Here is a 20562-nt window from a genome sequence, read left to right as displayed (position 1 = left end):
TTTCTTATACGGGATGGCCGTCGTCAAGAACGGCGTCTGGCAAATAAACTCAGTAGGAGTGTTGCCAACGGGGCTACAATTAAACCTGTCACCGTAGCCGCCAGATTAAACTCCATGTAACGAACCGATACAACCACGGCAAGCAGCGCAAGGGCAGCGCGGGTCAGGAAACCGAAACCCGAACGCGCTTTCCGTCCGGTTGTAATCACATCCCCTAGCCGCGAGGTCTTCCATGCGAGATGCCATGATCCCATAAGGCTTCCGATCGCCCCAAGCATAAAGCCGCCGAAAAAAGCTTTGTAATCCGGCCAAACGGCCCAGCCCAGGCAACCCATGGACAAAAAAAAAGAACGTGAAAGCGAGAAACGCCTCGAAGCAGAGCCGGCAATTGATCCATCACTTTCGTCCTGCCCCCGTATACTTGCGGATCAGCGCGATAACCGTCCCGATGCCCGCCGCCAATCCGACAAGCAATCCCACCAGGTAACCGTATCGGGTGCCTTGATGCTGGTCATAGTAACTGCCGATCCACCAACCCAAACCGAGCGTTATGCCTAAATCTACGCCGATGGCGCTGATGAGGCCTGCGGCCCGCCACGGATTGTCATCCGGCGGAAGCGGTGGGCGGTCTGGGGACTCTGACATGGATTTGACGCTCCTTCGACACGCGAATGGGATTTTCGAAGCCTCCTTATGAAAAGTAAGCCCTTTCTTTCCCCATTGTCACGTTTAATTGTATCGTTCAGTAACAACGTTTGTCAATTGATTGAAAATCAAACTTTGTGTGAACACGAAAGTGAAAAATCCTTGTCAGATCAACAATTCCGAGACTTTCCAACCATACAGTTAAACTGTATGCTGTATGTTCCGTCTGCCTGTCTGACAATGTCCGTTCCAACATAAAGCAGCTCGGTCTTGCCGTGCTAAAAATGACGGATTTCGGCGCATCGAAAAAATGCGGCAAATCCTTCCACTCTCTAAATATAAAACCGCTCGGCTAACGCCGAAACGGTTCCATTCGTTCCGCCTTACCGAAATGATGCAGAATCGCTCCGACAATCCTCTCCGAAGCTTTCCCGTCACCGTAAGGATTCGCGGACTGACTCATTTTGTCGTACAGCTGGGAATCCGTCAGCAGGGCGCGGGTACGGCTGTAGACCTGTTCCTCATCGGTTCCGACGAGCTCCAGCGTTCCCGCCTCGATTCCTTCCGGCCGTTCCGTCGTATCCCGAAGAACGAGTACCGGCACGCCGAACGAAGGCGCTTCTTCCTGCAGCCCGCCTGAATCCGTCAGAATCAGATGTGTGTGCGGATAGAAGTTGTGCAGCTCCACGACGTCAAGCGGGTCGATCAGCTTGATGCGCGGATGATCCCCAAGAATCGCTTGCGCAGGCTCCCTCACCGCAGGGCTCGGATGCACGGGATAGACGATCGCAATATCTTCGAATTCGTCGGCAATGCGCTTGACCGCTTGGAAGATCCGCCGATGCGGCTCGCCCTGCGCTTCGCGGCGGTGAGCCGTCATCAGAATGAGCCGTTTGCCGGCCGCCCATTCCAATACGGGATGGCGGAAGTCCTGCTTCACCGTGTATTGAAACACATCCGTTACCGTATTGCCGGTGATATAGATGTGATCCTCATTCTTGTTTTCTTTGCGGAGATTATTGGCGGACATATCGGTCGGGGCAAAATGCAAATCCGCCAGCACCCCGGTAAGCTGCCGGTTCATCTCCTCCGGGTACGGAGAAAGCTTGTTCCAGGTACGCAGCCCCGCTTCTACGTGGCCGACCTGAATTTGCTGCATGAATGAGGCGTAGCTTGCGAGGAAAGTCGTCAGCGTATCGCCATGCACGAGCACCAGGTCCGGCTTGGCCTCTTTAAGAACGGGTTCCAAACCTTGCAAGACGCGGATCGATATATCATTCAAAGTCTGCTGCTGCTGCATGATATCCAGATCGTAATCGGGCTTGATCCCGAACACTTCCAGCACCTGATCCAACATTTGGCGGTGCTGGGCCGTGACGCAGACAATCGGTTCGATCTGATCCGGATATTTCTGAAGCTCGAGAATGAGCGGAGCCATCTTGATGGCTTCCGGCCGCACTCCGAAAACGGTCATTACTTTAATCTTGCTCACGTAATTCGTCTCCTTATCATCCCGCTACTTCGTGCCGTACAGACGGTCGCCCGCGTCACCCAGACCCGGTACGATGTAGCCGTGTTCGTTCAGCTTCTCATCCAGCGCGGCCAAATAGATTTCGACGTCGGGATGCTTTTCCTGAACGGCCTTCACGCCTTCCGGAGCTGCAATAAGACACATCAGCTTCGTAGGGCGGCAGCCTTTCTTCTTGAGCAAATCCAAAGCTGCGTTCGCCGAGCCTCCGGTAGCCAGCATAGGGTCGATCACGATTAACTCGCGCTCCGTCACATCGGAAGGAAGACTGCAATAATATTCAACGGGCTGCAGCGTCTCATGGTCGCGATATAAACCGATATGGCCTACTTTTGCCGAAGGCATTATTTTTAATACACCGTCCACCATGCCGAGCCCTGCCCGAAGAATCGGGATCAAGCCCACCATTCTGCCGGCTATGATCTTCCCTTCCGCCGTGTCGACCGGTGTCTGTACCCGGACCGTGGACAGCGGCATGTCCCTCGTAATTTCGTAAGCCATCAGCATGGCCACTTCATCCACTAACTCGCGGAATTGCTTCGTATCTGTCATTTTGTCACGTATAAAAGTTACTTTGTGCTGGATCAGCGGATGATCGCAAATCACGAGTTTCCCCATGATTTTCCTCCCTTTCGTGCGACCGGCAAAAGCGCTGAGGCCAGCGGCCCGGTCGTCAACCTGTTTTCTTGCCCGATTCATTATATCATTGTCTCCGAGCACCTGCACAATCCCTGCTGCAACAACATGCTTTATGTCGAAAACAGGCCGAGTGCACCGGGGAACGGAACACGGACAAATGCATACTATACAGCAAGAAAAGAGGGAGGAATGCCTATGCTGACCGATGCTGCGCGGGACCCGAACGCGATCTACAAGGCGGATTCCCACTGGTGCGAGCAGGTGCGAAAAACCCGTCAGAAGCTTGCCGGAGCGTGCTCACACTGCTTACACCGCCGGGTACGGGTAGAAACGATAGACGGCAAATCCTACGAGGGAGTTATCGTCGGCCATGACAATACCTATCTGCATCTTGCGACCGGCCAGAACAGATTCTACGGGTACGGACCTTACTCTGCCGGATTCATCCTGCCTTTGGTGTTGTTCGATCTTCTAGCCATTACACTTCTTATTTAATTGCATGCGCAAAAAAAGACTGTCAGGGCTCCATTCACGGTGCCCCGACAGTCTTCTTTCCGTTACTTCGTGACTATAAGCGTAGAGGCGCTTGTCGCGGTTGCGCCGGCATTCGGCGTATGATCCGACATCGGCGTCACTTCGAATTTCAAGAATTTGCCTAAATCTTTCTCCGTTGGTGTGTAAGTGCGGGAGGAAGCATCCTTGATCTGTTTAAACTTACCGTGCTTCTCATCCGCTCTGTACCAGCGATAAATGCTGCCTTGCTCCTGATCGCCGTTGGCGTCGTAGAAATCATAGCTGCCATATACCGGCGAACCGACCACAGGCGGCTGTTCCTTCGTCAGGTCAATCTGCGACATTTTCAACACCTTGAAATTATCGATGTAAACCGTACCGGTCAGGTGCTTGTAAGCCGGTTCGATAAACAGCAGAATGCGCTGCACATCTCCAAGTTCATTTTTCAATGCGGAAATGTCCCAGGTGAGCGTCTCCCATTTGCCGTTCGTATCGCCCTGGAAGGAGTGTTCATGCTGGCCGCTGACCTCTTCAAACTTCAGAATAAAGTTGTATTTTCCGTTAACGTCAAAGGACAAAGTGTCTCCTGCAAAATAAGGCTGGGCGGGATCTACGGTACCTTTCAGGAATGCCCAGTCGTATAGGTCTTTATTATAATCGATCTTAAGAGCGTTGCTGCCGTCCGTTGTCACCGTGTTATCCAACGACAGTGTATATACCGAGTCGCCGGAATCCTTCCAGTCGGGATTGATTCCTTGGCCGTCGAAATTATCGATGATCGTTGCTGTTGTGCCTGGAACTGTAGTAATCGTTACGTTCCTGGCCGTCGGTTCCGCAACCTCCACCGCTTTGGTCGGATCGCTCGACAAGGCCTTTCCTGTTAATGACTCACCCGTATTCGGATCCGGTACCGACACCGGAGTGACTTCGAATTTCAGGTAGCTGCCGACATCCGAGCTCTGTACCGTGTACGTCTTGGATACGGCTCCGGCAATCGGCTCGAACGCGCCGTTCGGCTCTTGAGATTTCAGCCAGCGGTATCGGGAATCGCCTTCATTCAAGCCCTCAGGAGAAAAGTAATTGTAACTCGCCGTTAACGTTTCTCCGACGACCGGTTTCCCTTCAATCAGCAGATTGGATGCGGCAGGGCCTTTACCATTCACCTGCAGATCGTCCAAGTAAAAAGTGCCGCTCGCTTGATCGGTGCCCGGCGCCGCGAAAATGAGCAGCCTTTTGGCAGCTTGCAGCTTTTCTTTCTCCGCCGCGGTGAATATCCATTCGATCTCGTTCCAATGATCTCCGGTGACGGTAAACGTTTTTTCAATCGGCTGCGACGAGGTTTCGAATTTCAGCAGCAGAGTTGCGTTACCGTACACGGAAGCTTTGAATGAATCCGCCGAAGAGAAATTGTGGTCGCCGTCGAATGCTGCTGAGAAAGCAGCCCACGGATTACCGTTTTTATTGTAATCGATCTTTAGCGCGCCTGTTCCGGTGTGAGAGAGGCTGCTGTCCGGAGTAAGCGCATATACCCCGTCCCCGTTATCTTTCCAGCCGGTATGAATATGGTTTCCTTCGAAATCATCGATCACCGTGGAGCCCAGATTCACAAGACCCACCTTCTTCATGCCTGCTTGTACATACTTGTTCTTGTTCATCAGGTTCCACAGCAAGCCGGTCCGATAGTTCTCGATCATGACAAGCGTAATGCCTTTGTCGATGCCGATCACATCTTCTCCGTACCAACCTTCCGCGCTGACGTCCAGATTGTAGGCGTCCTTCAATCCATATTCGCCGATCAGGTTCGGATACGAATAGTAGTGGCGAAGAGCCGATATCACTTCATTAGGCGTGAAGACTATGGAACCCAGTGTGCCCGCAGGAGCCATGGTGCCGTCGATCCGGTGCTGGTCGTTGCCGAAACCGGATGGAGCGGAGCCGTATCTTCCCTCGTATCCGTACGGTCCATCCGAGGCGGTCAGTCCCCAGGAATCCGGACCGAACGTCTTGTACTTAGCGCTGTTGTCTATCGCAAATTGTCTGCTTGATTTGGTTGCGACAACGGAGTTGTTCCACCAGTTAACCCCTTCACGATCCACCATGTTCCTCATATCGAACCACGCGAATGAGAACTGGTGGGTGAAGATGGAGCCGAACCAGGAATGGATAAATTCCGGATAGCCGCCGTAAGAAGCCGGGCGCCTCATAAAGTCATAGAACATATCCGAGTTGACCGGATGCGTAGGAGACGCCGCACCTAGGAAATAGAGCATGAACTGCTCGGCGTAGAAATCCCAGTGTCCGGAAAAGCCGTGTTCAGGAGAGTAGCCCATATAGAATTGATTGAATCTCTCTCCCGGATTCGGATCACGGTACCATTCCCAATCCACGTTCTTATAGAGTTGGTCCGCCAACTCCTTAACCTCGCCGCCGAAATATTCTCCTGCGGACAATGCGCCGTTGATGGCAATACCCGTATCGATAATGGAAAGCTCGGTAGAGCCATACCGCTCCGCCGTCTGCATATTCAGAAAATGATAGAAGAAGCCGTTCTTTTGAGCCGCGTGGTGCAGCAGCGTATTCAGCGTGCCTCGAGCCCTTTCGAAGCCCTCTTCGCGAGTGATCCAGCCTCTGTCCGCCCCGATCACGATGGCGCTCAAACCGAACCCGACGGATGCGACGCTGCTCATATTCTGCGCGTTAAGTGCCGTGCCCGGCGCCCGGTCGCGGACCAAACCGTAACCCGCACTTGCAGTCGGTGTTCGCTTCCTTCCAGAAAAAATCGAAAGACTTATGGCTTTCATAATCCAGAAGTTCATCGTCCGTCATGGAAGTAAAATCGGTTGCGGCATGTGCCTGTCCCTGTCGTAAAAACGCTGATGTAAATACCATTCCGGCCGCTAAAACCATCACAAGAGCCAGCTTGGAAACGTGAAGAAGCCTGCGGTTTACAGAACGCATAATTGCATTCTCCTCTCAAATATGTAACCTTGTAAGCGTAACCAATCGAAATTAGGTGAAACGTTTCGATTTTTGTCCAAAAAAAAGGTGTATGGTACTTTTAGCTAATAACAATTAAACAAATACCCTATAAATGAAACATTTACCGGCGCATTTGCTTTTTGCATGGCGCCTGCCGCCCATCACCCCTTTCAAGAAACCGCTCAGCTAGGTTCAAGTTTTGTGCATGCAGGAGTTCCGCTGTACCAATTCGGTACTCAGCTTGTACTGCTTATTTACAAATTCACCGCCGACGATCTGGAACAACAAGTGTGCCGCTAATGTGCCGACTTCATATTTGGGCTGTCGAACGGTACTGAGCTTCGGCGTAACATATTCACTCAGCGCTATATCGTCAAATCCGATGATGGAAACGTCCTGCGGAACGCGTACACGCTGTTCGTCGAACGCTTTCAATCCGCCGATCGCCATCTCGTCGTTCGCATAAAATATTGCGCTGGGCAGCTCGCCCTGCAAAAGCAGCATTTTTGTCGCAAGGTATCCGCTGTCCCGGGTAAAATTACCGGTTACATTCCACTTCGCATACTCCGCCAGGTTATTGGCAGCCAATGCCTTCTTGAATCCCACATAACGCATTTGACTGTCAAAAGAGTTCGCAGGGCCGCCGACAAATCCGATCTCGGTATGCCCCTGTTCGATAAGATGCTGTGTGGCAATGAACCCGCCATGTTCGTTATCGACGGTCACATTAACCAAATATTCCCCCACCAAGCCCCGCTCCAGCACGATAATCGGGAACCCTTCCCGGGCGGATTCCAGGATAACGTGATCGTCAATGTTATGAGCAAAAATAATGGCCCCGTCCACTCTTTTCTCTTTGAGGAAACGGATCGCGGTCGAATCGTTGCCGCCAACGGAGCTGCACGCAATGAGATCATAGCCTTTGGAGAGAGAAACATCCTGAACGCCTTTGATCAACTCGGAGTAAAAGGGGCCCGACAAATCGCTCAAGAAAAGCGCGATGGTGTTGGTGCGGGTTCTTTTTAAATCCATGGCGAAGCCGTTTTTCTGGTAATTAAGCTGTTTGGCAGCTTCCAGGACCTTGGCTTTCGTTTTGCTGCTTACCTTGGTGTCGCCGCTAAGAGCATAGGAGGCCGTTGAGACGGCAACGCCGGCAAGATGCGCCACATCTTTAATAGTTGCCATTCGCCTGACCTCCCGAGATTCTTGAAGTGAATTGCATGGAAACGTTTACCCGATGGTTGTATTCAGTATAAAAACCAAACTTCAAAACGTCAACATAATAAGCATCATCCTTAGAGTACTAGCGCAAATTAGCATTGTTAAGGGTGTTGTTTTAAAATAGGAAATGTATGTTATTTCATTTATTTTCCGAGGAGGACCTGTCAGCATGAGCCATTTGGGGCAACCGTACACTTTAAAAGGATTAACGCTGCGCAATCGGATCGTCATGAGCCCGATGTGTCAATATTCCGTGGATGCGCATGACGGAAAGCCGAATGACTGGCATTTCGTTCATTATACCTCTCGAGCGATCGGGGGAGCGGGACTGATCATTATGGAAATGACGGACGTCGAGCCGGACGGCCGAATCACCGACGGAGACCTTGGGATCTGGTCGGACGAGCATATACCGGCGTTCCGCCGGATCATTGATGAAGCTCACAAATACGGGGCGAAGATCGGCATCCAGATCGCCCACGCGGGACGTAAAGCCCAAGACGCCGAGACTCCGGTCGGTCCATCTGATGAAAAATGGGACGACAAGTACAAAAAGCCCCGCGCCCTGACGACGGAGGAAGCTTGGGAAATGATCGACAAGTATGGCCAGGCTGCGCGCCGCGCGGTAGAAGCCGGCGTGGACACGTTGGAGATTCACGGAGCGCACGGTTACCTGATCCATCAGTTCCAATCTCCAGGGATCAACAAACGCACGGATGAGTTCGGCCAAGATTATGCGAAATTCGGAGTCGAGGTCATAAAAGCGGTGAAAAAGGCGATCCCTGCCGATATGCCGCTGCTGTTCCGGATTTCTGCGGTCGAATATATGGATGGCGGGTACGGTCTAGATCACGCGGTGGAGCTGTGCCGCAAATATCGGGAAGCGGGCGTCGATCTGTTCGACGTATCGAGCGGCGGAGAAGGCCCTATCGGGAAGCGGAGACCGGGCAACTATCCCGGGTATCAAGTACCTTTCGCCCGGCGGATCAAGCAAGAGGTGGACGTGCCCGTCATGGCCCTGGGCATGCTGCATGATGCCAAGCTGGCGGAAAGCGTACTCGGCAACGGAGACGCCGATCTTATCGCAGTCGCCCGCGGAATGCTCGGCAATCCATACTGGGCGAATGATGCGCTGCGCGCTTTGGGCGATAAAGTCGAAGTCGTCAAACAGTACGAGCGCGGATTTTAAGGGTAGGCACTCTGCAGAGGGCTCTGCGCGTAGTAGCAGGAGGTCCGTCAACCATGCAGTGACGTAACTGCACATACTGATTAGAGATGGCTTGTCAGCCACGTAGTAACGTAATTGCACATACTGAATAATTAGCAATAGCCGGCCTATGGCCGGCTATTTTCTTAAAACTAACCAATTTGTTAATAAGGCTGCTGATCGGCGTTACAGAGTCGGAACTCCATACTTTATGCACTGTAGGGCGGCTAACCCGCCTTACACGGCAGCTACTTCCACAGAACACACGCTGTAGAGCGGCTAACCCGCCTTACACGGTGAAATTTGAGTCCGTCATTCGCTGTAAGACGGAAAAACCGTCTTAAAGCGTACAAGCGCGCCTCTTAATATTCCAATCCGGGATACAGCGGGTATTGCTTGGAGAGGTCGCTGACCATGGCGCGTGCTTTGTCCAGGGATGCGTCGTCTTTCGGATTTTTGAGCGTAAGCGCGATGCTTTCGCCATTGTTCTCATCGCTTCCGTGTCCATGCCGCGGGAGGTGACGGCCGGTGTTCCGATGCGAATGCCGCTGGTTACGAACGGGCTCGTAGGGTCGAATGGAATGGCGTTCTTATTGACGGTGATGCCTACGGAATCAAGCACGTGCTCGGCATCCTTACCGGAAATGTTCAGATTGCGTGTGTCGACCAGCATCAGGTGATTGTCCGTTCCGCCGGAAACGAGAGTCAACCCTTCCGCCATGAGACCTTCCGCCAGAGCTTTCGCGTTAACAACGATTTTCTTGCCGTATTCTTTGAAAGAAGGCTGCAAAGCTTCGCCCAGCGCGACTGCCTTAGCCGCGATAATGTGCATGAGCGGGCCGCCTTGGGAGCCTGGGAACACCGCTTTGTCGATGGCTTGCGCCCATGGTTGGCTGCATAGAATGAGTCCGCCGCGTGGACCGCGGAGCGTTTTGTGCGTTGTCGTCGTCACGAATTGGGCGTGCGGTACCGGGCTTGGATGTTCGCCTGCAGCGACAAGACCGGCGATGTGCGCCATATCCACCATGAACAGCGCACCTACGTCCCGCGCGATTTGGCCCATAGCAGCGAAATCGATGATCCGAGGATAAGCGCTGGCGCCTGCAACGATGAGACGCGGGCGATGCTTGAAGGCTGCTTTGCGGACTTCATCATAATCGATCGTGAAAGTCTGCTCATCGACCCCATACGCGACGAAGTTGTAGAGCAAGCCGGATGCGTTAACCGGGCTGCCATGCGTCAAATGCCCGCCGTGTGCCAGGTTCATGCCGAGAACGGTGTCGCCCGGTTTAATGGCGGCGAGGTAGACTGCCATATTGGCTTGCGCGCCGGAGTGCGGCTGTACGTTCGCATGATCTGCGCCGAACAGTTCTTTGGCGCGGCTGCGGGCGATCTCTTCCGGAATGTCCACGTACTCACAGCCGCCGTAGTAACGTTTGCCCGGATAACCTTCCGCATACTTATTCGTCAATACCGTACCCATCGCTTCAAGAACAGCGGGGCTAACGATATTTTCCGATGCGATTAACTCCAGATTGTCACGCTGACGCTTGAGCTCCTGGTTCAAAGCTTTTACAATTTCCGGGTCTTGATTGCGCAAATGTTCTAACATAATAGGCAGCCTCCTAAGTAATCTTCATGGAATCTATCATTAATCACAGTTATTCGTTAACGCTTCCGGGCCGCCCGGCGCAGGTTGATCTGCAGAATAAACCGCCCGCGAACCGCCGATCAGCTTCGGCCGGGTGACGGCCATCGTGACTCTCGCTTCGCCGATATATCGAATGGTGGGTCTGACGGGGACAGCAACCGGACGAAGATGCATACCGATCATCGTCTCCCCGATATCCGCTCCGGCATGCGCTTGCACATGTTCCACAAGACAGGGATCCTTCATGCGCCGGTATGCGTAAGCAGCCATAGAACCGCCCGCCTTAGGTACCGGAACGGCCGATACCTCCGTCCAGCCTTGTGCTTCCATAACCGCACGCTCCGTCACCAAAGACCGGTTCAGATGCTCGCAGCACTGCCATATCGCATGAAATCCGATCCGTTGTCGAACCCGCTCCACACCTTCGTGAATTTCCGAAGCGACCGACTCCGTGCCTGAAGTGCCGATCCGTTGTCCCACAACTTCACTCGTACTCACTCCGAACACCACAAGCTGGCCCGCACGCACGCTGCCGGCTGTCACCAATTCATTAACTATGATTTCGACTTGATCGGCGATCGACCGTGTATCCCGCACCATGGCAGGACCTCCTTTTATGGGTGAAGCGACTGGCTGGACTCCAAAGCCATCACTTTGTCGATACGCCTCTGATGACGCTCGCCATGGGAGAAAGGCGTTTCGATCCATATACGGGTAATTTCCTCTGCGAGGCCTGGGCCGATCACACGCTCACCCATAGCTAATACGTTCGTGTCGTTGTGCTCTCTCGTCGCTTTGGCGGAGAACATATCGTGTACAAGCGCGCAGCGTATGCCGGGTATCTTGTTCGCGGCGATCGACATCCCGATCCCCGTACCGCAAATGAGAATTCCCCGCTCCGCTTCTCCGCTCACAACTTGGTCACACACGGGAATGGAATAATCGGAATAATCGACGGAATCCGCGCAGTCGCAGCCCACATCGATTACTTCATGGCCTAACGACTTAAGCATAGGAACAATTTGATCCTTCAGCCGGTAACCGGCATGATCTGCACCAATCGCAATTTTCATGGAAAACCCTCCTGTACGAACGGAAAAACAAGTCGGCATATCTTAAGCTATTATACCTGATTTCCCTTGAACCAAACAGTTTGACAGGAAGGTGGGGTCGTCTAAACGCCTCTACCGCCTCCATTCTGCATTTATTCAAGTTTATAAAGACAAAAAAGAGCAAACGTGCATATGCACGCTGCTCTTCGCCCAGGCGACCGGCCGTCATTCCGATGCTCCACCGTGGTTTCTCCACTTCGCGTCGCCAGTTACATCGGAACCTTGAAATTGTAGCTTTATCATACCTAAGGAGACGGGAAAAATCAATCTTTCTTCTCCGTTTCCCCGTCAATCTTCTCCACAACGGTCAGCAGCGCATCCTCGATTTCATCCGCGCACTGCTCATAGAAGGCCAGCGGACCGCCGAACGGATCCGCGATATCGAAATCGGGTATTCTGCGCTGCAATTCAAACAAACGGGCGCGCTCGGCTTCCGTGAGGTCTTGCCCCAATGCCTGGCGCATCTGCCACTCGGAGTACAACCGCTCCGCCTCGGCCACATCGTCCATCGCCGCTTCGCCGCGCATGGCATATTCCTTCAGCGTAAAGGTCTTGGACACAGCTTGCGGGTGTCGCTCGAGTATGGCGCGTTTGTGGCCTGTCGTTAACGTTAAAATCAAATCCGCCCATTCGATGTCCTCGGCGGATAACATGGTGGATGGTCCGGGTACGGACAGATTGCGCTTTTTGAGCGCTTGCATGGCATGGGGAGAAACCGGAAGTCCGCTTACGGCTGCAACTCCTGCGGAACGCACTTCCAGCGTTTTCCCGTTACGCGCAGCTAAATCCTTGAGCATCGATTCGGCCATCGGACTGCGGCAGGTGTTCCCCGTGCATACGATCAGAATGCGTCGCATTTTCTCCCCTCCTCTATTGTCAATGATTCACCTACACTAAAAATAATAGACCAAATGAAAACAAAATAACACCGCCAAGCGCCTCTCCGTAACCGCCTAAGGAACGGCTCACCCTCCTGCCAAGCATTAAGCCGAGAACGCTCATGACACCGCCGAAAAATCCGAACATCAGTACCGTAAGCAGCAGATGTGCCGAGAACATCCCGAGCGATACACCCACGGAAAAAGAATCGATGCTCACGCTAAAAGAAAATACAAGCATGCCCCAGGCCGTCCGGTGATCGATGGAATCCACCGCATCCCCGCGCAGGGAGCTGTACACCATATGCCCGCCGAGCAGCAGCAGCAGCGCCCCCGCGGCAGAGGTGGCGATCCCGCCCAGCAGCCCGCTTACATATTGCCCCGTTATCATGCCGGCAAGCGGCATAATTACATGAAATAAAGCGATGATCGTGCTGAGCTTCACTATGTCCCGCAGCCGAACGCCCTTCAGGCCGATTCCGATTCCCAGTGAGAACGCGTCCATGCCCAAAGCGAGCGCCATCACGAGAATAGTAAGCAGCTGCCCGGTAGACGCGGACACATCGAACATAGATTTCCCCCCTTGTCCGGCGCAATCCTCTTCCCAACATATGCGGACAAGGGGGGGAACATGCTCCCGCGCTTGGACAAGGCTTTATCGTATCCCGGCATGAACGAATTAAACCGTCAATTCATTGCCTCCGGCCGCTTTACGCAAGCGATTCATAAGCGCGGTGCCGATGCCCGTCTCAGGGTATCCTTCGGCGACAATATAGTCTATATCGAGTTCATCGCATTCTCGCAGCAAAGAATAAAGAGAGTGTGCGGCGTCCTCCGGAGAATGCCGGGATCCATATTCCAGCACAGCATCGGCGTCGTACAAAGCGGCGTGTTCCGTACAGCACAGAACCGCAACTCGGCGATGTCGCTGTTTGGCCTCTGCCAGTTTGCCTTGCACAGCGGCTGCTATACCGCTGAAATCGCCGGTGACGAGCAGCATGTCGCCTTTGGGCGCGTAATGCGCATATTTCATCCCGGGTGCACGGGGAGTTTCCTGTTCAGGCGCTACCGCGTCTGAATTTGGCAGGTTAACCGTGATCACGATTTCCGCCGTGCCGCCTGCAGCCTCTCTCAATTGCTCCGAAGTCACGCCGCCCGGCCTGAGAATATGGATTCTGCCCTCCATTACCCGCACGACCGTCGACTCAAGCCCGACTCCTGTAGGCCCTCCATCCAGAACCCCGTCAATTCGGCCGTTCAAATCTTCCATCACGTGATCCGCAAGCGTCGGACTCGGACGGCCCGAACGATTGGCGCTCGGCGCGGCCAAAGGGCACCCGCATGCGTCAATAAGTTCGCGTGCCAGATCGTGCGCCGGAACTCTCACCGCTACCGTATCCAAGCCTGCCGTCACGAGAGGCGATACGGCGCCTTCGCGAACCGGAAGCACTAACGTTAACGGTCCCGGCCAAAACGCCGCCATCAATATAGATTCGATCTCGTTAACCGAGCCGACGATCCGGTGTACATGTTCCGCATGTGCCAAGTGTACGATGAGAGGATTGTCAGATGGCCTGCCCTTGGCGATAAATATACGCCGGACAGCCGATGTATTCCGCGCATCCGCGCCCAGACCGTAAACCGTCTCGGTCGGGAATGCAACAACGCCGCCTTCGGCCAATGCCGCGGCGGCTTCTTTCAACCCGGTACACCTCTCAGCCGCGGGCCAATATTTCGTTTCAGTCATTGCACAGTTCCATCCTCGACAAAATTAGCGGAGCCTGCTCCGAAATACAACATGATTTTGTCCTTATTATATCACAAAACCCCGGCACCGCCATGTGAGCGGAGCGCCCGCTCAGAACAGCGATTTTACAAAATCAAACAGCTTATCAAACATCTCCAGCACGAAAAATTTCGCTTCCGGCTTGGAATTCTGCGGTGCTTGCAGCCGGCTGACTTTATCCGCTTGCGCATCGTCATCCGGAGCAGCGGCTGCGGTAAGGCATAACGGCGGGAACAATACACACCACCAATTGCTGCCTTTCGCTTCGCCTAACGTAATTCTCAATGCTTCGTAATCACCGGCCGCATAATTTTGTCCGTCGAATATTTTCGCAGGAAAGGGAACGTTGGCAAGCACTGCTTCCGCGCTGTAATTGACGTTAAATTCCGATAGCGTGTCATTTGCCAGCTATGTATATCTTCTAAATGGGCTTCAATGAGTGTACGCGCCTCATCATGGGTTGTCGGCATAGCGCCCCACGAAGTGATCAGCTTAGCTGCGCGGTCGCGAATGAGTTGTTTAATCTCTTGATCATACTTGGAATCCGAATTTGCGATAATGCGGATACGTATGGCATCCTCCGGGATCTGTGCTGCCGTTCCGGCCGTGGCGGTTTTACCGGCGAGCGGCAAACCGGCAAGCAATAGAACGATACCGATCAAGACGATTCTAACAACCGCAGGGACTAACAAATGAAAGGAAAAAAGGGCATGAGGCCGAACATACTGAATCTGGCATTGACTACGCATAGTTAAACTCCTTCAGGCACCCGTCGGTGCTCCGCTATGCGTTCCGGAACGTCTTAGCCATCAGTATGTCCGATTGTGGAATCTATAAACCTATCAAATGGGTTTTATCGAATTGCTAACACATGCCTCTCGATCCCCGCGTAATCCGTTACAAAGCGAATTTCATCCCAGTCGGCCGCCGAACGCAGCAAATCCGCCGCTTGACGGGCTTGTCCCGCCCCATTTCCCAAGCGACAAGCCGAGGCAGCCGGGGAAGCAGACGGAGCTGAGATGCCATCTGGCGGTAGGGATTCAATCCGTCCTCTCCTCCGTCAAGCGCCAGCCGGGGTTCGTAATCCTTGACCTCACGCTGGAGTCCGGGGATGTCCGATGAAGGAATGTAAGGGGGATTCGAAACCAGAATATCGATTGGCGTCCCGCTCTCGGCAGCCGTAAACGGAGTCAGCAGATCTCCCCGCACGAAGCTGATCCGGTCACCCGTGTCATGGCTGCTTGCGTTGCGCTGCGCCATTAGCAGGGCATCCGTCGAGAGATCGGATGCGATTACTTTCCAGGAGGGCCGCTCCGCCGCGAAGGTGACGGCAAGAATTCCGCTGCCCGTTCCGACATCCAGAACGACAGGGTGTGCCCCGGCCTCCGGCCAAAGGCGATCCCCGATCTCCAGCACGGCCTCGGCAAGCAGCTCCGTTTCCGGCCGGGGAATCAGAACGGCGGGAGACACTTCAAACGCCCTGCCGTAAAAATACTGCCTGCCTGTAATATACTGTACCGGCTCTCCCGCTTGTTTGCGCGCCAGCAGTTGAAGCCATGCTTCCTGCTTACTCGCGGGAAAAGGTTCGCGCCAATCGCGCAGCAGTTCCGTTTTGCTTATTCCAAGCAAATAAAGAAGAAGAAGCTCCGCATCCGCGTCCGCTTCTTCTATTCCGGCCTGCCGCAAAAGCTGCGCTCCTTCACGCCAAACACTTCCAAGCGTCTCATGCCTATTCCCGCTAGTCTCGTGTTTTCCGTTCAAGTCAAGCGCCTCCCGGCTCAGCCCATATTCTCGCGTTCCAATATTTCCGCTTGCTCAGCAACCGTTAACGCGTTGACGATCTCGTCCATGTCGCCGTTCAGCACATACTCTAAGCGATGAAGCGTCAAACCGATGCGGTGATCCGTTACCCGGCTTTGCGGGAAATTATAGGTGCGGATCCGCTCGCTGCGGTCGCCCGTACCGATTTTCTCCCGGCGTTCGCCGGAGATCTTCGCTTCCTCTTCTTGACGTCTAACGTCCATGATACGAGTCCTCAGCACCTGCAGCGCCTTATCCTTGTTATCGTTCTGCGATTTGCCGTCTTGGCAGGTGGCGACAATACCTGTCGGAACATGCGTCACCCGAACCGCGGACTTGGTCGTATTGACCGATTGACCGCCGGCTCCGCTCGAGCAGAAGGTGTCGACACGGATATCTTTGTCGTGAATGGCAATGTCCAATTCTTCGGCTTCCGGCATGACGACTACCGTAGACGTCGAAGTATGAATACGGCCGCCGGACTCCGTTTCCGGAACCCGCTGCACGCGGTGGGCTCCGCTTTCATATTTCATCTTGCGATAAGCATCCTGCCCGCTGATTGTAAAAATAACTTCCTTGAAGCCGCCCAAATCGCTTACGTTCGCTTCCAGCAGCTCGGTACGCCAGCCTTGGCTGTCCGCATACTTCGCATACATCCGGTACAGCTCGGCCGCGAACAGGTTCGCTTCCGCGCCGCCGGCGGCGCCGCGGATCTCCACAACCACATTCTTGCCGTCGTTCGGATCTTTAGGCAGCAGGAGCAGACGAACTTTCTCTTCCAGCTCGATTCGGCGGGCTTCGAGTTCATCGATCTCCAGCTTCACCATATCGCGAAGCTCATCGTCCAGCTTGTCGGCCAGCATGACCTTGGCGTCCTGCAGCTGGGTTAATACGACTTTATATTCTTCATACGCGCGATAAGCGTCCTCGAGCCCGGATTGCTCCTTGGCGTAAGTACGCAGACGCGCGGAATCACTGACCACATCAGGATCGCTAAGCAGCTCGTTAAGCTTCTCATATCGATCCGCCAAAGCTTGCAGACGGTCCAGCACTTCTCCTCAACCTCCGTTGCCATAATCGGCTTACTTGCATAAGACATACTGAAAATATTATATCACATGACGCAGATTTCGTGTGTGTACAGACCGTTACAACGCTTTCGGGGATAGCAAAAAAACAGCGAAAAGCGCACTCCATCGAAATGAAGTGCGCTCGCCGGTGAACTCAGGTCAATCAATCAGTATCTAGCAAAATAGCCGACTACTTTCATAGTCGCGGGGTCGATGACGACCGTCAGAGGTCCGAGCAGCGCATCTTGATCCGTATTGTAAGTTACGGTGACCAGTTGCACGCTGCGATCCTTGATGCCGGCCAGGAATTGCTTCTGTTCATCGGTAAGCCCGACAATCATTGCACCCTGAGAGTCGATCAAAGAAACGTTTGCCTGCTCTTTTGATGTCTTCAAATGTGATTTTTCAGTCTCAGGCACGTTGCTCCAAGCGAGATCCAGAAACTTAAGCGTGACTTGCTCTCTCAGCAGCTCCGGCATGACTACAATGAGTTCCGCGGTACTTTGTGCAGGAATACTCTTGGTGACTGCTGGACCATAGTAAGCACGAACTCTGGTGCCCGGTGCCAGCTTCGTTACCTCGACCGGTTCTCCTTGGGCGGTTTGGACAGTCGCGTCTTTGCCGACGTTCAAGATCGTTGTGACAGGTGTGGTGCTGAGCTTGCCCGGTCCGATGTGCACCTGCCAGCCGTCGTCAGTTGGACGGACCTCTTGGACGAATTGTTCTGAAATCAGCCGCTGTTCCCCGACCACAATATTGGCGGCATGTGAAGTACTTGGGAAGCTCATCTGCACCATCGGCCCATAATCTGCGGTAATGTGCATGCCGGCCTTAAGATCCGCGACCGCAAAAGCTCGGCCGTTCTCATCTGTCAGAACCGTTTCTTTGTCGGCATACAGGATCAACCAAGAATACGCGGCTGTCGGACCTTTGCCCATCAGTTCGATCCTGTGCCTGCCATTGTCCTCACGAACATCCACGATCACGCCGGCAGCCTTCATGTATTGCACAGGCTCTTCCGCTTGCGGGGGATTTTTCTGCTGCAATTCGATCTCCCTGCCCTTTGAATTCCAATTCAAGTCATATCCGAGAGCCGACGCGGCATCGCGTGCAGGCAGGTAAGCCTTGCCGTTAATGTAAACGGGCTTCATCGACGTATCCGTGCCGTTAACGGAGATGACGACGTCTTTACGTAACAGTCCGCTTACCTTGTCCACCATGCCGGCAGCGCCTGCCGCAGCCGTTGTTCCGAGCAATCCTGCAGCCGTTACAAGTACGATCCACTTTTGCTTGTTCATAATAATGCCCCTTTCCTTGTTGGGTATTGTTTCCACTCTCACAGACGCAATCCGGTTGAAAAAGGTTACAGCAAAATTTAGTGAGTATCCGTCAAAAATCGTTCCCTGCAGCTGCAGCCGCAAAATAAAATGGCGAGCCCCAGGGCTCGCCATCTGCGTTGATAAGCTATTGTTACACGTTGAAACGGAAATGCATGACATCGCCGTCGGCCACGACATACTCTTTGCCTTCGAGGCGCAGCTGCCCTTTTTCTTTGGCGGCGTTCATCGACCCCGCGGCAACCAGATCCGCATAGGAAACGACTTCGGCCCGTATGAAGCCGCGCTCGAAATCCGTGTGGATGACAGCGGCCGCTTGAGGCGCTTTCGTGCCTTTGCGGATCGTCCATGCTCTCACTTCCTGCACGCCTGCGGTGAAGTACGTATACAATCCGAGCAGCTTGTAGGCGGCACTGATGAGCCGGTCGAGTCCGGACTCGGTCAAACCGAGCTCTTCCAGGAACAGATCCTTGTCCTCGCCTTCCAATTCGGCGATTTCGGACTCCACTTTGGCGCTGATCGGCACCACTTCGGAACCTTCGGCATCAGCAAATTCGCGCACCTGCTGTACAAAAGGGTTGCCGTCCGCGTTGGCCGCTTCGCTTTCGCTCACGTTCGCAGCGTACAGCACCGGCTTCATCGTCAGCAAATGAAGATCGCGCACAAGCAGCTTCTCTTCGTCGCTGAGCTCGACGCTTCTGGCCGGCTTTTCTTCCAGCAATGCCGCATGAATGCGTTCCAGCGCCGCGAGCTCTTGAGCCGGCTTCTTGTCGCCGCCCTTCAGGCTTTTGCGTGTGCGATCCATCCGTTTCTCGACCGAATCGATGTCCGCCAGAATGAGCTCAAGATTGATGATCTCGATATCGTGAATCGGGTTCACTTTACCGGAGACGTGCGTGATATTCTCGTCTTCAAAGCAGCGTACGACATGGACGATCGCGTCGACTTCGCGAATATTGGCAAGGAATTTGTTGCCCAGGCCTTCACCGCGGCTCGCGCCTTTCACCAAGCCGGCAATATCGACAAACTCGAACGCTGTCGGGACGATCCGGTTCGGATTCACGATGTCGGCCAGCTTTTGCAGGCGCTCATCCGGAACTTCCACAACACCCACATTCGGATCAATCGTGCAAAAAGGATAGTTAGCGGACTCCGCGCCCGCTTGCGTGATTGCGTTAAATAACGTCGACTTCCCTACGTTGGGCAGTCCGACAATTCCACATGACAGTGCCATTGATCGAACACTCCTGACCTTAAATTCTCACGCAATTATAACGGAAGTGGAAGGGAACGTCCACAGCGCCGTTACAGCGGGCCGGAACCGTCTTCTTCCGGCATTTGATCCGGGTCGATCGCTTCTTTGGCTTCTTTAGGCACGGTGACGGCGGCAGAGGCGTTATGTTTGCTGTAGGTGCCTGCTATCGTCTGATGGATGGAAGACTTTTTTCCAGGTTCAAATTCAAGCGTCATCGTCGACTCTATTCGATAGGAAAGAGGCCAATGCTTAACCGCATCCAGCGTCACGGACACGTTCAGTTGTTGAATGTCAAGAGTGTCCCGGACACTCTTGTCGAAGCTCGACAGTCCCATCGCGCTTTCCAGCACACCTTCCAGATAGGCTTTGCCTTCGGGGCCGGCGCCGTCATATTTAACGGTCACAGCTTGTCCGGTCTTTTCATCCTTCAACGAATTGCCGAGCGATTGAATGTCTTTCAGCGCTTTTTCGGGATTCACCTGGAAATCGGACAGCGTCTTTATATTGTCCTCCGCATCGGTTTTCGAAAGCTTGCTCCATTCCTCGAAGTCCTGCATGTACATGTAGTAGGCTCCAGGAACAATCAACGATCGCAAGGTCGAGACTTCTCCGTTATCATCGTTTTTTATCGTCTGATCCAGTTTAAGAGGATCCCGTTCCACGCGGCCGACCATGTCGACTTTGAAATAAGCGTTGTCGGCTTCGGTGGCACCGGTAACTTTCTGAGTCATTTGCAGCTGAAACCCATACTTCTTCATCGTTCGTGTGGCGGCTTGCGCTTCCGTCAGAAGCGCTGCTGCCGGATTGTCAGCCGGTTTAACTTGGGATGGCGCGCCGGCTTCCGGAGTTTCGGATGAACACCCGGAAATGCCGATGGCTGCGGACAATAAGAAAGCCAGTAAAACGATTCTGCGATCATAAAACATTTTTGACGAAAACAT

The 20562-nt window shown here is 53.6% G+C and carries 19 protein-coding genes, 2 pseudogenes and 1 riboswitch; of the genes and pseudogenes, 2 read left to right on the top strand and 19 right to left on the bottom strand.

The window, feature by feature from the left end; all coding sequences use genetic code 11:
- Window positions 1-23: 23 nt before the first annotated feature.
- The 4 genes from SD71_RS06425 to upp all read right to left on the bottom strand — a co-directional run bounded on the left by SD71_RS06425 (window position 24) and on the right by upp (window position 2791).
- Window positions 24-335: an ATP synthase subunit I gene (locus SD71_RS06425; RefSeq protein ID WP_052476032.1), complete on the bottom strand. Its 312-nt coding sequence runs from the start codon at window positions 333-335 to the stop codon at window positions 24-26.
- Window positions 336-396: 61 nt separating this feature from the next.
- A complete protein-coding gene (locus tag SD71_RS06420) occupies window positions 397-645 on the bottom strand; it encodes an AtpZ/AtpI family protein (protein ID WP_041061151.1) in 249 nt (82 codons plus the stop codon).
- Between the two features lie 352 nt (window positions 646-997).
- A complete protein-coding gene (gene wecB, locus SD71_RS06415) occupies window positions 998-2137 on the bottom strand; it encodes a non-hydrolyzing UDP-N-acetylglucosamine 2-epimerase (RefSeq protein ID WP_041061149.1) in 1140 nt (379 codons plus the stop codon).
- Window positions 2138-2161: 24 nt separating this feature from the next.
- Window positions 2162-2791: a uracil phosphoribosyltransferase gene (upp, locus tag SD71_RS06410; protein ID WP_041061146.1), complete on the bottom strand. Its 630-nt coding sequence runs from the start codon at window positions 2789-2791 to the stop codon at window positions 2162-2164.
- Between the two features lie 216 nt (window positions 2792-3007).
- On the opposite strand from upp, the gene SD71_RS06405 reads away from it, so the two are divergent.
- Window positions 3008-3307 (top strand): LSm family protein, encoded by a 300-nt coding sequence (locus SD71_RS06405; protein ID WP_041061428.1) that lies wholly within the window; start codon window positions 3008-3010, stop codon window positions 3305-3307.
- Window positions 3308-3369: 62 nt separating this feature from the next.
- Here SD71_RS06405 and SD71_RS22920 read toward each other — a convergent pair whose 3' ends face one another.
- The 3 genes from SD71_RS22920 to SD71_RS06395 form a co-directional block, all read right to left on the bottom strand.
- Window positions 3370-6057 (bottom strand): glucoamylase family protein, encoded by a 2688-nt coding sequence (locus tag SD71_RS22920; protein ID WP_161793348.1) that lies wholly within the window; start codon window positions 6055-6057, stop codon window positions 3370-3372.
- The gene (locus SD71_RS23885; RefSeq protein ID WP_161793347.1) at window positions 6023-6283 is read right to left on the bottom strand and encodes a hypothetical protein; all 261 of its coding nucleotides are present in this window, start codon (window positions 6281-6283) and stop codon (window positions 6023-6025) included. Before SD71_RS23885 ends, SD71_RS22920 begins: the two co-directional genes overlap by 35 nt.
- A 213-nt stretch (window positions 6284-6496) precedes the next feature.
- Window positions 6497-7489, bottom strand: a complete 993-nt coding sequence (locus SD71_RS06395; protein ID WP_041061144.1) for a LacI family DNA-binding transcriptional regulator — start codon at window positions 7487-7489, stop codon at window positions 6497-6499.
- Between the two features lie 205 nt (window positions 7490-7694).
- Here SD71_RS06395 and SD71_RS06390 point away from each other — a divergent pair, with 205 nt between their 5' ends.
- The gene (locus SD71_RS06390; RefSeq protein WP_041061142.1) at window positions 7695-8714 is read left to right on the top strand and encodes an NADH:flavin oxidoreductase/NADH oxidase; all 1020 of its coding nucleotides are present in this window, start codon (window positions 7695-7697) and stop codon (window positions 8712-8714) included.
- A 380-nt stretch (window positions 8715-9094) separates the two neighbouring features.
- Here SD71_RS06390 and SD71_RS06385 read toward each other — a convergent pair.
- The 12 genes and pseudogenes from SD71_RS06385 to SD71_RS06330 all read right to left on the bottom strand — a co-directional run bounded on the left by SD71_RS06385 (window position 9095) and on the right by SD71_RS06330 (window position 20562).
- Window positions 9095-10344, bottom strand: a pseudogene (locus SD71_RS06385) (serine hydroxymethyltransferase).
- A gap of 39 nt (window positions 10345-10383) precedes the next feature.
- Window positions 10384-10983: a TIGR01440 family protein gene (locus tag SD71_RS06380; RefSeq protein ID WP_052476031.1), complete on the bottom strand. Its 600-nt coding sequence runs from the start codon at window positions 10981-10983 to the stop codon at window positions 10384-10386.
- A gap of 14 nt (window positions 10984-10997) precedes the next feature.
- Entirely contained in the window at window positions 10998-11456 is a 459-nt protein-coding gene (rpiB, locus tag SD71_RS06375) for a ribose 5-phosphate isomerase B (RefSeq protein ID WP_041061140.1), read from the bottom strand.
- Between the two features lie 180 nt (window positions 11457-11636).
- Window positions 11637-11718: riboswitch (ZMP/ZTP riboswitch) on the bottom strand.
- Between the two features lie 40 nt (window positions 11719-11758).
- On the bottom strand, window positions 11759-12352 hold the full coding sequence (locus SD71_RS06370) for a low molecular weight protein arginine phosphatase (protein ID WP_041061138.1): 594 nt from the start codon (window positions 12350-12352) through the stop codon (window positions 11759-11761).
- A gap of 31 nt (window positions 12353-12383) precedes the next feature.
- Window positions 12384-12944, bottom strand: coding sequence for a manganese efflux pump MntP (locus SD71_RS06365; RefSeq protein ID WP_041061136.1), 561 nt, complete (start codon window positions 12942-12944; stop codon window positions 12384-12386).
- Window positions 12945-13052: 108 nt separating this feature from the next.
- Window positions 13053-14120 carry an L-threonylcarbamoyladenylate synthase gene (locus tag SD71_RS06360; RefSeq protein WP_041061134.1) on the bottom strand — a complete coding sequence of 356 codons (1068 nt, stop codon included), beginning with the start codon at window positions 14118-14120 and terminating at the stop codon, window positions 13053-13055.
- Between the two features lie 111 nt (window positions 14121-14231).
- Window positions 14232-14908 (bottom strand): annotated as a pseudogene (locus SD71_RS06355) (stage II sporulation protein R).
- A gap of 148 nt (window positions 14909-15056) precedes the next feature.
- Complete coding sequence (gene prmC / locus SD71_RS06350; RefSeq protein ID WP_235427018.1) at window positions 15057-15920, bottom strand: peptide chain release factor N(5)-glutamine methyltransferase; 864 nt, start codon at window positions 15918-15920, stop codon at window positions 15057-15059.
- A gap of 17 nt (window positions 15921-15937) precedes the next feature.
- Entirely contained in the window at window positions 15938-17011 is a 1074-nt protein-coding gene (gene prfA, locus SD71_RS06345; protein WP_041061132.1) for a peptide chain release factor 1, read from the bottom strand.
- 185 nt (window positions 17012-17196) lie between these two features.
- Window positions 17197-18327 (bottom strand): stalk domain-containing protein, encoded by a 1131-nt coding sequence (locus tag SD71_RS06340; RefSeq protein ID WP_161793346.1) that lies wholly within the window; start codon window positions 18325-18327, stop codon window positions 17197-17199.
- Window positions 18328-18499: 172 nt separating this feature from the next.
- Window positions 18500-19600 carry a redox-regulated ATPase YchF gene (ychF, locus tag SD71_RS06335; protein ID WP_041061126.1) on the bottom strand — a complete coding sequence of 367 codons (1101 nt, stop codon included), beginning with the start codon at window positions 19598-19600 and terminating at the stop codon, window positions 18500-18502.
- A 71-nt stretch (window positions 19601-19671) separates the two neighbouring features.
- The gene (locus SD71_RS06330; protein WP_041061123.1) at window positions 19672-20562 is read right to left on the bottom strand and encodes a DUF6612 family protein; all 891 of its coding nucleotides are present in this window, start codon (window positions 20560-20562) and stop codon (window positions 19672-19674) included.

This window comes from Cohnella kolymensis (assembly GCF_000829465.1).
GTDB classification, from domain to species: Bacteria; Bacillota; Bacilli; order Paenibacillales; family Paenibacillaceae; genus Cohnella; species Cohnella kolymensis.
The sequence above is the reverse complement of the archived record's forward strand: the minus strand, read 5'-3'. Positions and strand labels throughout refer to the sequence as shown.